The sequence below is a fragment of the Pseudomonas sp. AN-1 genome, assembly GCF_034057115.1.
Classification (GTDB): Bacteria; Pseudomonadota; Gammaproteobacteria; order Pseudomonadales; family Pseudomonadaceae; genus Geopseudomonas.
This window is the reverse complement of sequence record NZ_CP139195.1, coordinates 3,584,186-3,597,319: the sequence shown is the minus strand read 5'-3', so window position 1 is coordinate 3,597,319 and position 13,134 is coordinate 3,584,186. Positions and strand designations below refer to the sequence as shown.

Below are 13,134 nucleotides of genomic sequence, written 5' to 3'. Positions count from 1 at the left end.
TATTACATCACCAAAGAGACCGCCATGCCGTTCACCCCACGCGCCGGACTGCTGCTGACACTGTTCGCCAGCGCCCTCCCCGTCCACGCCGCCACCCCACTGGAGCTTGACAGCCTGACGATCGAGGACACCTGGGAAACCGCCGACGGCCCGGTGCAGGGCTATCGCGCCGGCCGCTCGGCCAGCGCCACGCGCACCGACAGCGCCATCGAGGAAATCCCCCAGGCGATCAGCGTGATCCCCGCCCAGGTGCTTGCCGACCTCGACAGCACCAGCGTGGAGCGCGCCCTGGACTTCGCCGGCGGCGTCGCCCGGCAGAACAACTTCGGCGGTCTGACCCTGTACGAGTACAGCGTGCGCGGCTTCGCCACCTCGGAGTTCTACAAGGACGGCTTCAGCGCCAACCGCGGCTACCCCAGCGCCCCGGACGCCGCCAACATCGAGCGCATCGAAGTGCTCAAGGGGCCGGCCGCCAGCCTCTACGGCCGCGGCGACCCGGGCGGCACGGTGAACATCGTCACCAAGAAGCCACAGGCCGAAACCTTCGCCCGCCTGCAGACCAGCGCCGGCAGCTGGGATCGCTACCGCACCAGCCTGGACGCCAACGCGCCGCTGGACGAGGCCGGCAATCTGCTCGGCCGTCTCAACCTGGCGGTGGAGGACAACGGCAGCTTCCGCGATCACGTCGACAACAGCCGCCAGTTCGTCGCCCCCAGCCTGGCCTGGCAGCTCGGTGCCGACACCCGCCTGCTGGTCGAGGGCGAGTTCTCGCGCAGCAACGTGGTGTTCGACCGCGGCATCGTCGCGCCGAACGGCCGGCTGGGCAGCGTGTCGCGCTCGACCTTCCTCGGCGAGCCAAGCGACGGCCACATCGACAACGACAACGACCAGCTGCAGGCCAGCCTCGAACATGTGCTCGACGACAACTGGCACCTGCGCCTGGCCAGCCACTACAAGACCGGGCGCATCGCCGGCTTCGCCTCGGAGAACCAGTCCCTGGCCGCCGACGGCCGCACCCTGACCCGGCGCTTCCGCGAGCGCGACACCACCTGGCACGACAGCATCAGCCAGCTGGAGCTGCACGGCCGCCTGGATCTCGCCGGCATCGAGCACCGCCTGCTGATCGGCGGCGAGTACGAGAACTTCCGCAAGAACGAACGGGTTACCGAGATCCGCCCGCGCAGCGCCATCGACATCTACCAGCCGGTCTACGGCCGTCCGCGCCCGGATGGTGCCCGCTCGGGCAGCGACTTCCACGAACGGGTGACCAGCCAGGCCCTCAACCTGCAGGATCAGCTCGACTTCGGCAACGGCCTGCACGGCCTGCTCGGCGTGCGCCTGGAGCGCTACGAGCAGACCATCGACAACCGGGTCAGCGGCAACAGCACTGACCAGCAGCAGGATGCCGTCACCTGGCGCAGCGGCCTGCTCTATCAACTGACCCCGCAGGTCGGCCTGTTCGCCAACGCCTCGACCTCGTTCAAGCCCAACAGCGGGCTGGACGCCAGTGGCCGCGCCTTCGACCCCGAGGAGGGCATCGGCTACGAGAGCGGCGTCAAGCTGGACCTGTTCGACGGCCGCCTCGGCGCCACCCTGGCCGCCTTCCATCTGACCAAGGAGAACGTGCTGACCGCCGACCCGGCCGACCCGAGCTTCAGCCACGCCGCCGGCGAGGCGCGCAGCCAGGGCATCGACCTGCAGTTCAGCGGCCAGTTGAGCGATGCCCTGCGCCTGATCGGCGCCTGGGCCTGGATCGACGCCGAGGTCACCAAGGACAGCAGCCTGCCCAGCGGCAGCCGCCTGCTCGGCGTGCCCGAGCACAGCGCCAGCCTGCTCGGCGTCTACGAGTTCCGGGACGGCTGGCTCAAGGGCGGCGATCTCGGCGCGGCGCTCACCCACGTCGGCACCCGCCTCGGCCAGAGCGGCAGCGACTTCGAGCTGCCCGCCTACACCACCGTCGACCTGCTCGCCCACTACCCGCTCGGCGAACGCGCACGGCTGGGCGTCAACCTCAACAACGTCTTCGACGAGAAGTACTACGAGCGGTCCTACAGCGCCCTGTGGGTCGCCCCCGGCGCACCGCGCAACCTGACCTTCAACCTGACACTCGACCTCTGACTAAGGAGTCCGCCATGCCCCGTACCCGCCACCTGCTGCTCGCCACCCTGCTCGGCAGCCTGATCGCCGGCCCCGTCGCCGCCCACGGCCTGTGGACCGAGCAGCGCCGCGGCCAGATCGAAACCATCTACGGCCACGGCGCCGAGGACAACGCCTTCAAGGCCGAGAAGATCAGCGGCGCCTGGGCCTTCGACCGCCAGGGTCGCCCGCTCGCCGTGGAGATCCAGCGCCTCGACGACCACGCCCGCCTCAAGCCCGCGGCCGCACCGGCGGTGCTCGCCGTGGCTCTGGACAACGGCGCCTGGTCGCAGACCCCGGAGAAGAAGTGGATCAATGCCGGGCGCAGCCAGGTGCCGGAATCGGTGCGCTCGCTGCACACCTGGAAGTACAGCCTGGCGATCCACGAGGAAGGCGCGCAGTTGCCGGACCTCGCCCCGCTGAAGATGGTCATCGTCCCCGAGCGCGACCCGCTCAGCGTCGGCGCCGGCCACAGGCTGCCGGTGCGCGTGCTGGTGGACGGCAAACCGGCCGCCGGCGTGAAGCTGATCGGCGACTATCGCTGCGCCCCGGACAGCGTCAGCGCGGAAACCGACGCCGAGGGTCGCGCCGAGGTGACGGTGCGCAACGAAGGCCTCAACGTCATCGCCGCCGAAGTCAGCCTGCCGGTGAAGGGCGACAAGGACATCGAGGAACGCGGCCTGTTCGCCTCGCTGACCTTCGTCGGCCAGGCCCATCACGAGTGAGCCCGCCTGCCGGCCCGCCACTGCACGGGCCGGCAGTCTCCAGCACCGATCAGTGCGCGATGCACACCGACTTGATCTCGGTATAGGCCTCGACCGCCGCGCGGCCGAACTCGCGGCCGACGCCGGACTGCTTGACCCCACCGAACGGCATGTTGGGGTCGAGCAGCACGTGGGCGTTGACCCACACGGTGCCGGCCTCGATGCGCGGCACCAGGTTCATCGCCTTGCTCAGGTCGTTGGTCCACAGGCTGGCGGCCAGGCCGTATTCGCTGTCGTTGGCCATGGCGATGGCCTCGTCCTCGTCGTCGAACGGCAGCACCGCGAGCACCGGGCCGAACACCTCGTCGCGGGCGATGCCCATGTCCTGGCGCACGTCGGCCAGCACGGTCGGCTGCACGTAGAAGCCGTCGAGCGCCGGCGCCTGGCCGCCGGTGACCACGCGGGCGCCCTCGGCGCGCGCCCTGTCGATGTGCTCGAGCACGCTCTGCTGCTGCTTGCGCGACACCAGCGGGTTGATCGCCGCGTCGGGGTCGAGGCCCGGACCGAGCGGCAGGCTGGCCACCGCGGCGCCCAGCTTGTCGACGAACTCGGCGTAGCGCGAGCGCTGCACGTAGAAGCGCGAGGCGGCGGCGCACACCTGGCCCTGGTTGAGCAGGCCGCCGAGCAGCGCGCCCTGCACCGCCTTGTCGAGGTCGGCGTCGGCCAGCACGATCATCGGGTTCTTGCCGCCCAGCTCGAGGGCGAAGCGGGTCATGTTCTGCATGGCGGCGATGCCGACGCCGCGGCCCACCTCAGTGGAGCCGGTGAACGACACCTTGCTGACCAGCGGGTGGCCGGCCAGGGCGTTGCCGATGCGGCTGCCGCGGCCGGTGACCAGGTTGAGCGCGCCGGCCGGCACGCCGGCCTCATGGGCCAGCTCGACCAGGCGCAGGGCCGACAGCGGCGTCTCGCTGGCCGGCTTGAGCACCACGGTGCAGCCGCAGGCCAGCGCCGGCATGGCCTTCCACAGGCTGATCATCAGCGGGAAGTTCCACGGGATGATGCCGGCCACCACGCCGACCGGCTCGCGGCGGGCGAAGGCGGTGTAGCGCGCACCCTGCGGCACCGGGATGGACACGTCGAGGGTCTGGCCCTCGATCTTGGTCGCCCAGCCGGCCATGTAGCGCATGAACTCGACGCTGGCGCCGACGTCGAGCATGCGCGAGATGTTGATCGACTTGCCCTGGTTGAGGGTCTCTAGCTGCGCCAGCTCCTCGCCGTGTTCCTCGACCAGCGCGGCGAAGCGCAGCAGGATGCGCTCGCGGTCGGCCGGACGCAGGCCGGACCACACGCCGTTCCTGAACGCGGCGTGCGCCGACTGCACGGCACGGTCGAGCAGCGCCTCGTCGGCCTCGGCGACCTCGGCGATGCGCTCGCCGGTGGCCGGGTTGACCACCGGGCTGCGCGGACTGTCGTCGACCAGCCACTGGCCGTCGATGAAGCAGCCGTGGCGGCGCTGGAGGAAGGCCGCGACCTGCGGCAGGACGTTGACGAGACTCATGCGGGTACCTCGATTCCGGAAATGCGCTGGCGCGCAGGAACGGACGGGCAGCCGCGGGCCGGCCCATCCTCATGGACGGGCCATTGTGCGCAGGCGTCGGCGGCGAAGCTGGTCCGTGCGTGCCAGGCACATTGCCGAGGCTGCCAGGTCGAGCGCTACTGGTAGCGCTTGCGGTACTCGCCGGGGGAAACCCCGAAGCGCGCCTTGAAGGCGCTGGAGAAGTAGCTGGCGTCGGAGAAGCCGAAGTCGTAGCCGAGCGCCGACAGCTTGAGTTCGCCGCCGCCATGGCGCAGCGCCTCGGCGCACAGGTCGAGGCGGCGGTTGCGGATGTACTGCGCCACCACCAGCTGGTGGCGGGCGAACAGCCGGTACAGGCCGCGCAGCGACACGCCGATCTCGCGGGCGATCAGCTCGGGGCACAGCTCGGCCTCGCAGATGTGCCGTTCGATGAACGCCTGGGCGCGGCGGAACAGCCGCGCATGCGGATCGTCGTCGCTGTCGCCGCCGGCCAGCGCCGGGCGCAGCAGGTTGACCAGCGCGTCGAGGGTCGCCTCGCTCTCCGCCAGGCTCAGCCCCTCCTGGCGCGCCGATTCGCGCACCAGGCCGTGGGCCAGCACCGCCACCGGGGTGTGCGCGGCGATCCGCGCGCAGCTGCGCACGCTGGAGAAGCGTAGGCTGCGCTCGACCACCTCGCGCGGCAGGATCAGGCTGAGCTGGCGCGAACCCTCGCCGTACTCGAACTCGCTGGGCCGCGCGGCGTCGATCAGGGTGATGTCGCCGGGGGCGAGGACGATGCGCTGGGTGTCCTGGGCCATCTGCGCGCGGCCCTCGAGCTGGAACACCGCGAAGTAGCCCTTGTCCTCGCCGGTGGCCAGTTCGCGCTCGGTACGGTACAGGCGCGCGTGGGCGATGTCGTTGAACGACATGCGCAGCGCGCCACCCTGGTACTGCTCGATGCGCCCGGCGAACTCCTCGCCCAGCGCCTTGGCGCAGAAGCGCCCGCACAGCTCGTTGACGCGCTGCAGCCAGCCGTCGAGCGCCTGGTCCACCGCCATGTGCTTCATGTTCATTCGCCACCTCCCGGCATGCCCAGCATATCGCACGCCAAGAATCGCCGGTCAGGATGCGCCCTTGGGCTTGACCTCGGAGGCCGGCAGGCTCGGCCGGTCGGCCTCCAGCTCGGCGAGCGGCGCGCACTCCTCCATCGCCTCGCGGCAGCGCTGCGCCAGTACCTGGTACTCGCGGGTGCCGGCCTGCTTCCAGCGCACTTCCTTGTCGGTGAGCTGGCGGCTGACCCGCGCCGGCGCGCCCATCACCAGCGACTGCTCCTCGCAGGCGAAGCCGGCCTTGACGAAGGCGCAGGCGGCGACGATCGAGCGTGGCGCGATCTGCGCATCGTCCATCACCACGGCGTTCATGCCGACCATGGCGTCCTCGCCGATCTGGCAGCCGTGCAGCACCGCGCCGTGGCCGATGTGGCCGTTGCGGGCGACGCGGGTAACGCTCTCCGGGAAGCCGTGGATCACGCAGGTGTCCTGCAGGTTGGCGCCCTCATCGAGGACGATGCGGCCGAAGTCGCCGCGCAGGCTGGCCAGCGGGCCGACATAGCAGCCGGGACCGACGATCACGTCGCCGATCAGCACGGCGGTGGGATGGACGAAGGCGGTGGGATGGACCACCGGGGTGACCCCGGCGTAACGGTAGCAGGGCATGGGTATTCCTCTTCTTGTTGTTGTTCCCCCGTAGGGGCGAATTCATTCGCCCCTACGGGAAGGTCCGGTTATTCGACGGCGACGTGGCGGCGGCTCTGCACCACCACGAAGCGCCGCGCGACGAAGGCCGCGTCGGTCAGCGCGGCATTGGCCGCCGGGTTGGCGCCGGTGCCGTGGAAGTCGCTGAACGCTGCCGACTGGTTGACGAACAGGCCGTTGTCCAGGTTGACCGACAGCGCCACGCCGACATCCTGCGCCAGCTCCTCGGCCTGCGCCAGCACCGCCTCGTCGGTGGAGTACACCGCCAGGGTCAGCGCGCCCTTCTCGGCGAGGGTCTCGCGCACCAGCTGCAGGCTGTGCGCGGTGTCGTCGCTGGCGATGACGAAGCTGATCGGGCCGAAGCGCTCCTCCGCATAGGCTTCGCGCTGGCTGGCGTCGACCTTGAGCAGCAGCGGGGTGCGCACGCGCGCCGCGGGGTACTCGGGATGCACGCGCGCCTCGCTGTCCAGCAGCACCTCGCCCAGTGCGCGGCAGGCGTCGATGCGCGCCAGGGTGGCCTCGGACTGGATGCAGCCGAGCACCGCGCAAGCGCGCTCGTTGTCGGACAGGAACTTGCTCACCGCCGTCGCCAGGGCCTGCGCGACTTCATCGAAGCCGAGCACGCCCTCCGGGGTGCGGATGCCGCCGCGCGGCACGTAGATGGCCTGCGGGGTGGTGCACATCTGCCCGGAGTACAGGCTGAGGCTGAACGCCAGGTTGCGCGCCACCGCCTTCAGATCGGTCACGCTGTCGATCACCACGCTGTTGAGGCCGGACTTCTCGGTGAACACCTGGGCCTGGCGGGCGTTATCCTCCAGCCAGTTGCCGAAGGCGCTGGAGCCGGTGAAGTCGATCACCTTGACCCGCGGGTCGAGGGCCAACTGCTTGGCCACCGGCGCATCGGCCGTGTCCGGCACTAGGCTGACCAGCGCCGGGTCGAAGCCGGCCTCGGCGAGCACCTCTTGGGCGACGCGCACGGTCATCGCCACCGGCAGGATGGCGCCGGGGTGCGCCTTGACCAGCACCGGGTTGCCGGTGGCCAGGCTGGCGAACAGGCCCGGATAGGTGTTCCAGGTCGGGAAGGTCGAGCAGGCGATCACCAGGGCGATGCCGCGCGGCACGATGTGGAAGCGCTTGTCCACCACCAGCGGGTCGAGCTTGCCCTGCGGCTTGGTCCAGCGCGCCGTATCCGGCACCTCGCGCAGCAGCTTCCAGGCCTGCGCCACCGCCTCCAGGCCGCGGTCCTGGGAATGCGGGCCGGCGGCCTGGAAGGCCATCGGCAGGCCCTGGCCGGTGGTGTGCACGGCGGCGTGGGCGATGTCGAAGCTCTGCGCGTTGAGGCGCTGGAGGATCTCCAGGCACACGCCGATCCACGCCCTGGGGCCGGCAGCGCGCCAGCTCGGCAGCTGCGCCTGCAGGTGGCTCAGCAGGGCGTCGAGGTCCGGCTGGTCGTAGGTGATGCCGAGGTCGAAGCCGTAGGGCGAGCGCTCGCCGCCGACGCGGGTCGAGGCCACCGGGCAGTGCAGCTCGAAATGGCGGTCACGCAGCGCGGCGAAGTTGGCCGGGCCGGCAGCCGCGGCCTCCTCGCCGTAGGGACGCTGGCTTTCCGGATAGGGCGTCCAGTGGTCGCGGCTGGCGATGGCCAGGGTGGCGCGCTCGAGCAGCGGCTGGTGGCGGGCGAACAGGTCGAGTGCGGAGACGGTTGCGGGCACGGCGGCTTCCTCGTGGGGTGACGGGCCGGCCCGACAAACACGACATTTGTCTAATGCGCGACCACTTTCTTGTATCACATCACCTTAACCGCGCCCGGCGGAGAAATCCATACGCTGGGCAAAGCCCTTGCAAATCAAGGGAATGGCAGTAAATCCGGCCTGTCCGGCGGCATTCCGGGCCGCCACGAGCGGCCATCGCCCACCCCTTCCGCTCGTCGGCCGGGGCACGGAATGCGATAAAACAGACACGGGAAAGCAACTTTGCATTAGTTGATCTGTATCACTTTATGGGTATACTCGGCTCAAACGGCTGCCCCGTTAAAGTCCCGTCCTCCGCGCAGGAACGGGCCCCGGCAGCGACAACAATTCCAAGAACGAGCCCGGCGCCATCTGCCGGCGTGCACCGCGAGGATGTGCCTCCATGCCTCAGACCCTCAGCGTCCTGCCTCCCGAACAGGGCGTGCGCCTGATCACCCTGCAGCGCCCCGAGGCGCTGAATGCCCTCAACACCCAGCTGCTCGGCGAACTCGCCGCCGAACTGGATGCCGCCGAAGCCTGCGCCGACACCCGCGCCGTGGTCATCACCGGCAGCCGCCGCGCCTTCGCCGCCGGCGCCGACATCAAGGAGATGGCCGAGCGCGACCTGGTCGGCATCCTCGAGGACCCGCGCCTGGCCCACTGGCAGCGCATCACCCGCTTCTCCAAGCCGCTGATCGCCGCGGTCAACGGCTTCGCCCTCGGCGGCGGCTGCGAGCTGGCCATGCACGCCGACATCCTCATCGCCGGCGAGGACGCCCAGTTCGGCCAGCCGGAAATCAACCTGGCGATCATGCCCGGCGCCGGCGGCACCCAGCGCCTGCTGCGCGCGGTGGGCAAGTCGCTGGCCATGCAGATGGTCCTCACCGGCGAGCCGATCAGCGCCCGTCGCGCCCTCGAGGCGGGCCTCATCAGCGAGATCACCCAGCCCGAGCTGACCGTCGAGCGCGCCGTGGCCATCGCCCGCAAGATCGCCGAGAAGGCGCCGCTGGCCGTGCGCCTGGCCAAGGAAGCCCTGCTCAAGGCCGAGGACACCGACCTGGCCAGCGGCCTGCGCTTCGAGCGCCACGCCTTCACCCTGCTGGCCGGCACCGAGGACCGCAACGAGGGCATCCGCGCCTTCCAGGAAAAGCGCAAGCCGGCCTACAAGGGCCGCTGAGCACGCCTGCCGCCCACCTCTGCACCGGGGGCGCGCCGCGCGCCCTCCTCTAATAAGAGAGAGCCTTCATGAGCTTCGAACACATCCTCTTCACCATCGAGCAGGGCGTCGCCACCCTGACCCTGAACCGCCCGGCGCAGCTCAACAGCTTCAACGCGCAGATGCACAAGGAAGTCCGCGAGGCCCTCAAGCAGCTGCGCCAGAGCCCCGAAGCGCGCTGCCTGCTGATCACCGGCAACGGCCGCGGCTTCTGCGCCGGCCAGGACCTCAGCGACCGCAACGTGGCGCCGGGCGCCGCCATGCCGGACCTAGGCGAGTCGATCGAGAAGAACTACAACCCGCTGATCCGCACCCTGCGCGACCTGCCGATGCCGGTGGTGTGCGCGGTCAACGGCGTGGCCGCCGGCGCCGGCGCAAACATCGCCCTGGCCTGCGACATCACCCTCGCCGCCCGCTCGGCCAGCTTCATCCAGGCGTTCTGCAAGATCGGCCTGGTGCCGGACTCCGGCGGCACCTGGACCCTGCCGCGCGCGGTCGGCATGGCCCGCGCCAAGGCCCTCGCCCTGCTGGGCGACAAGCTCAGCGCCGAGCAGGCCGAGCAGTGGGGCATGATCTGGCGCTGCGTCGACGACGAGTCCCTGCAGGACGAGGCGCTCAAGCTGGCCCGCCACCTGGCCGCCCAGCCGACCTACGGCCTGGCGCTGATCAAGCGCGCGCTGAACGCCAGCGCCAGCAACAGCTTCGACGAGCAGCTCGACCTGGAGCGCGACCTGCAGCGCCTGGCCGGGCGCAGCGAGGACTATCGCGAGGGCGTCGCCGCCTTCATGGAAAAACGCACCCCCGAGTTCAAGGGCCGCTGAAATGACCGCACTGAATAAAGACGCCGCCGTCGCGGTGATCGGCGCCGGCGCCATGGGCGCCGGCATCGCCCAGGTGGCCGCCCAGGCCGGCCATCCGGTCGCCCTGTTCGACACCCGCGAAGGCGCCGCCGCCCAGGCCATCGCCGGCATCGCCAAGCAGCTCGGCAAGCGCGTCGACGCCGGCAAGCTGGACGCCGCCGAGCGCGACACCGTGGTCGCCCGCCTGACCCCGGCCGCCCGCCTGGAAGATCTCGAAGGCAGCGCTCTGGTGGTCGAGGCCATCGTCGAGAACCTGGAGGTCAAGCGCGGCCTGTTCGCACAGCTGGAAGCGATCTGCGGCGACGCCTGCATCCTCGCCAGCAACACCTCCTCGCTGTCGATCACCTCGCTGGCCGCCACCCTCAAGCGCCCCGAGCGCGTCGCCGGCCTGCACTTCTTCAACCCGGCGCCGGTGATGGCGCTGGTGGAGATCGTCGCCGGCCTGGCCAGCGACAAGGCAGTGGTCGACTGCCTGTACGCCACCGCCAGGGCCTGGGGCAAGAAGCCGGTGCATACCAAATCGACGCCGGGCTTTATCGTCAACCGCGTGGCCCGGCCGTTCTACGCCGAGAGCCTGCGCCTGCTGCAGGAAGGCGCAGGCGACTGCGCCAGCCTCGACGCCCTGCTGCGCGACGCCGGCGGCTTCCGCATGGGCGCCTTCGAGCTGACCGACCTGATCGGCCACGACGTCAACTACGCGGTGACCTGCTCGGTGTTCGACGCCTACTACGGCGACTTCCGCTTCCAGCCCTCGCTGATCCAGAAGGAGCTGGTCGACGCCGGCCGCTTCGGCCGCAAGAGCGGCCGCGGCTTCTACGACTACGCCGAAGGCGCCGAGCGTCCGGCTCCGCAGAGCCTGCCGGCCGCCGCCAGGCCCGAGTGCGTGGTGGTGGAAGGCGACCTCGGCCCGGCCAGCGCGCTGATCGAGCGCATCGAAACCTGCGGCGTGCAAATCGTCCGCCGCGACGGCGCCGGCCTGATCCGTGTCGGCGAAGCGGTGCTGGCGCTCAGCGACGGCCGCCTGGCCGCCGAGCGCGCCCGCGACGAGGGCCTGCGCAACCTGGCCGTGTTCGACCTGGCCCTCGACTACGCCAAGGCGACCCGCCTGGCCGTGGCCTTCGCCGCCGGCAGCGACAGTGCCGCCCGCGAAGCGGTCGCCGGCCTGCTGCAGGCCGCCGGCCTCGAAGTCACCGAAGTGACCGACAGTCCGGCGCTGGTGGTGCTGCGCACCGTGGCGATGCTCGCCAACGAGGCCGCCGACGCCGTGCTGCAGGGCGTCGGCACTGCCGCCGACATCGACCTGGCCATGTGCGCCGGGGTCAACTATCCGAAGGGCCCGCTGGCCTGGGCCGACGCCATCGGCGTGGGCACCGTGCTGAGCGTGCTCGACAACCTGCAGCGCAGCTACGGCGAGGACCGCTACCGCCCGTCCCTGCTGCTGCGCCGCCTGCACTGCGCCGGGGAGCGTTTCCATGGCTGAGCATCTTCATAACGACGACAACGGCCAGCTGCCGCCGCAGGAACTGGCCGAGGCCTGCGCCGCCGCCATGTACGAGCGCGACCTGGCCGTGCGCCACCTCGGCATCGAGGTGCTGCGCATGGCGCCGGGCGAGGCCGACCTGCAGATGACCGTCAGCGAGATCATGATCCAGGGTCACAACAGCTGCCACGGCGGCTACCTGTTCACCCTCGCCGACTCGGCGTTCGCCTACGCCTGCAACAGCTACGACGACGCCTGCGTGGCGCTCGGCTGCAGCATCGACTACATCGCCCCCGGCCGCCTCGGCGACGTGCTCACCGCACGCGCCACCCAGGTCAGCCGCAGCGGCCGCACCGGCAACTACGACGTGCGCATCGAGAACCAGCACGGCCAGCTGATCGCCGTGTTCCACGGCAAGTCCTACAAGATCCGCGGCACCGTCCGCCAGCAGGAGAACCAGGCATGAGTGAAGCCCTGATCATCGACGCCATCCGCACCCCGATCGGCCGCTACGCCGGCGCGCTGTCCGCCGTGCGTGCCGACGACCTCGGCGCCGTGCCGCTGCGCGCCCTGATGGCCCGCAACCCGCAGGTCGACTGGACCGCCGTCGACGACGTGATCTTCGGCTGCGCCAACCAGGCCGGCGAGGACAACCGCAACGTCGCGCGCATGTCCTCCCTGCTCGCCGGCCTGCCGATCAACGTGCCGGGCACCACCGTCAACCGCCTGTGCGGCTCGGGCATGGACGCCATCGGCAGCGCCGCCCGCGCGCTGCGCTGCGGCGAGGCCCAGCTGATGATCGCCGGCGGCGTGGAATCCATGTCGCGCGCGCCGTTCGTGATGGGCAAGGCCGAGAGCGCCTTCTCGCGCTCGGCGGAAATGTTCGACACCACCATCGGCTGGCGCTTCGTCAACGCCATCATGAAGAAGGAGTTCGGCATCGACTCGATGCCGGAGACCGCCGAGAACGTCGCCGAGCAGTTCAACGTCTCGCGCGCCGACCAGGACGCCTTCGCCCTGCGCAGCCAGCAGAAGACCGGCGCGGCCATGGCGCGCGGCCGCTTCGAGCGCGAGATCGTCCCGGTGGAGATTCCCCAGCGCAAGGGCCCGGCCAAGGTCGTCGCCCAGGACGAGCACCCGCGTCCGGACACCACCCTCGAGATGCTGGCCAAGCTCGGCACGCCGTTCCGCGACGGCGGCAGCGTCACCGCCGGCAACGCCTCGGGCGTCAATGACGGCGCCTGCGCCCTGCTGCTGGCCAGCCCGCAAGCCGCCCAGCGCTTCGGCCTCAAGGCCCGCGGCCGCGTGGTGGCGATGGCCAGCGCCGGCGTCGAGCCACGCATCATGGGCATCGGCCCGGTGCCGGCCACCCGCAAGGTGCTGGAGATCGCCGGCCTGAGCCTGGCCGACATGGACGTGATCGAGCTCAACGAGGCGTTCGCCGCCCAGGGCCTGGCCGTGCTGCGCGAGCTGGGCATCGCCGACGACGACGCCCGCGTCAACCCTAACGGCGGCGCCATCGCCCTCGGCCACCCGCTGGGCATGAGCGGCGCGCGCCTGGTGACCACCGCGCTCAACGAACTGGAGGAGCGCCAGGGCCGCTACGCGCTGTGCACCATGTGCATCGGCGTCGGCCAGGGCATCGCCATGGTCATCGAACGCCTGTGATACCCGGCGCAGCGCGCCCCGCCCCGTG

Annotated in this window: 11 protein-coding genes; 7 read left to right on the top strand and 4 right to left on the bottom strand. The window is 70.7% G+C overall.

From position 1 onward, the window contains the following. The first annotated feature begins 24 nt into the window (after positions 1-24). Positions 25-2,118, top strand: a complete 2,094-nt coding sequence (locus SK095_RS17040) for a TonB-dependent siderophore receptor (RefSeq protein WP_320546925.1) — start codon at positions 25-27, stop codon at positions 2,116-2,118. 14 nt (positions 2,119-2,132) lie between these two features. Further along, the gene (locus SK095_RS17035) at positions 2,133-2,861 is read left to right on the top strand and encodes a DUF4198 domain-containing protein (RefSeq protein WP_136488653.1); all 729 of its coding nucleotides are present in this window, start codon (positions 2,133-2,135) and stop codon (positions 2,859-2,861) included. 49 nt (positions 2,862-2,910) lie between these two features. Here the strand turns inward: SK095_RS17035 and SK095_RS17030 are convergent, their stop codons facing one another. From SK095_RS17030 to paaN, 4 genes are all read right to left on the bottom strand, one after another. After that, complete coding sequence (locus SK095_RS17030; protein ID WP_136488654.1) at positions 2,911-4,401, bottom strand: aldehyde dehydrogenase family protein; 1,491 nt, start codon at positions 4,399-4,401, stop codon at positions 2,911-2,913. 155 nt (positions 4,402-4,556) lie between these two features. Next, the gene (gene feaR / locus SK095_RS17025) at positions 4,557-5,471 is read right to left on the bottom strand and encodes a transcriptional regulator FeaR (RefSeq protein ID WP_320546924.1); all 915 of its coding nucleotides are present in this window, start codon (positions 5,469-5,471) and stop codon (positions 4,557-4,559) included. A 48-nt stretch (positions 5,472-5,519) separates the two neighbouring features. Next, positions 5,520-6,113, bottom strand: coding sequence for a phenylacetic acid degradation protein PaaY (gene paaY / locus SK095_RS17020; RefSeq protein WP_136488656.1), 594 nt, complete (start codon positions 6,111-6,113; stop codon positions 5,520-5,522). A 68-nt stretch (positions 6,114-6,181) separates the two neighbouring features. Continuing rightward, a complete protein-coding gene (paaN, locus tag SK095_RS17015) occupies positions 6,182-7,864 on the bottom strand; it encodes a phenylacetic acid degradation protein PaaN (RefSeq protein WP_320546923.1) in 1,683 nt (560 codons plus the stop codon). Between the two features lie 421 nt (positions 7,865-8,285). On the opposite strand from paaN, the gene paaF reads away from it, so the two are divergent. The 5 genes from paaF to pcaF all read left to right on the top strand — a co-directional run bounded on the left by paaF (position 8,286) and on the right by pcaF (position 13,106). Further along, the gene (gene paaF / locus SK095_RS17010; RefSeq protein ID WP_320546922.1) at positions 8,286-9,059 is read left to right on the top strand and encodes a 2,3-dehydroadipyl-CoA hydratase PaaF; all 774 of its coding nucleotides are present in this window, start codon (positions 8,286-8,288) and stop codon (positions 9,057-9,059) included. A 68-nt stretch (positions 9,060-9,127) separates the two neighbouring features. Further along, the gene (gene paaG, locus SK095_RS17005; protein WP_320546921.1) at positions 9,128-9,919 is read left to right on the top strand and encodes a 2-(1,2-epoxy-1,2-dihydrophenyl)acetyl-CoA isomerase PaaG; all 792 of its coding nucleotides are present in this window, start codon (positions 9,128-9,130) and stop codon (positions 9,917-9,919) included. A 1-nt stretch (position 9,920) separates the two neighbouring features. Further along, complete coding sequence (paaH, locus tag SK095_RS17000) at positions 9,921-11,438, top strand: 3-hydroxyacyl-CoA dehydrogenase PaaH (RefSeq protein WP_136488660.1); 1,518 nt, start codon at positions 9,921-9,923, stop codon at positions 11,436-11,438. Further along, complete coding sequence (gene paaI / locus SK095_RS16995; RefSeq protein WP_136488661.1) at positions 11,431-11,904, top strand: hydroxyphenylacetyl-CoA thioesterase PaaI; 474 nt, start codon at positions 11,431-11,433, stop codon at positions 11,902-11,904. Before paaH ends, paaI begins: the two co-directional genes overlap by 8 nt. Next, entirely contained in the window at positions 11,901-13,106 is a 1,206-nt protein-coding gene (pcaF, locus tag SK095_RS16990) for a 3-oxoadipyl-CoA thiolase (protein WP_320546920.1), read from the top strand. Before paaI ends, pcaF begins: the two co-directional genes overlap by 4 nt. Positions 13,107-13,134 lie beyond the last annotated feature (28 nt).

Coding starts and splice junctions, on each gene's coding strand:
- SK095_RS17040 (WP_320546925.1), top strand. CDS start 25: ATGCCGTTCACCCCACGCGCCGGACTGCTGCTGACACTGTTCGCCAGC.
- SK095_RS17035 (WP_136488653.1), top strand. CDS start 2,133: ATGCCCCGTACCCGCCACCTGCTGCTCGCCACCCTGCTCGGCAGCCTG.
- SK095_RS17030 (WP_136488654.1), bottom strand. CDS start 4,401: ATGAGTCTCGTCAACGTCCTGCCGCAGGTCGCGGCCTTCCTCCAGCGC.
- feaR (WP_320546924.1), bottom strand. CDS start 5,471: ATGAACATGAAGCACATGGCGGTGGACCAGGCGCTCGACGGCTGGCTG.
- paaY (WP_136488656.1), bottom strand. CDS start 6,113: ATGCCCTGCTACCGTTACGCCGGGGTCACCCCGGTGGTCCATCCCACC.
- paaF (WP_320546922.1), top strand. CDS start 8,286: ATGCCTCAGACCCTCAGCGTCCTGCCTCCCGAACAGGGCGTGCGCCTG.
- paaG (WP_320546921.1), top strand. CDS start 9,128: ATGAGCTTCGAACACATCCTCTTCACCATCGAGCAGGGCGTCGCCACC.
- paaH (WP_136488660.1), top strand. CDS start 9,921: ATGACCGCACTGAATAAAGACGCCGCCGTCGCGGTGATCGGCGCCGGC.
- paaI (WP_136488661.1), top strand. CDS start 11,431: ATGGCTGAGCATCTTCATAACGACGACAACGGCCAGCTGCCGCCGCAG.
- pcaF (WP_320546920.1), top strand. CDS start 11,901: ATGAGTGAAGCCCTGATCATCGACGCCATCCGCACCCCGATCGGCCGC.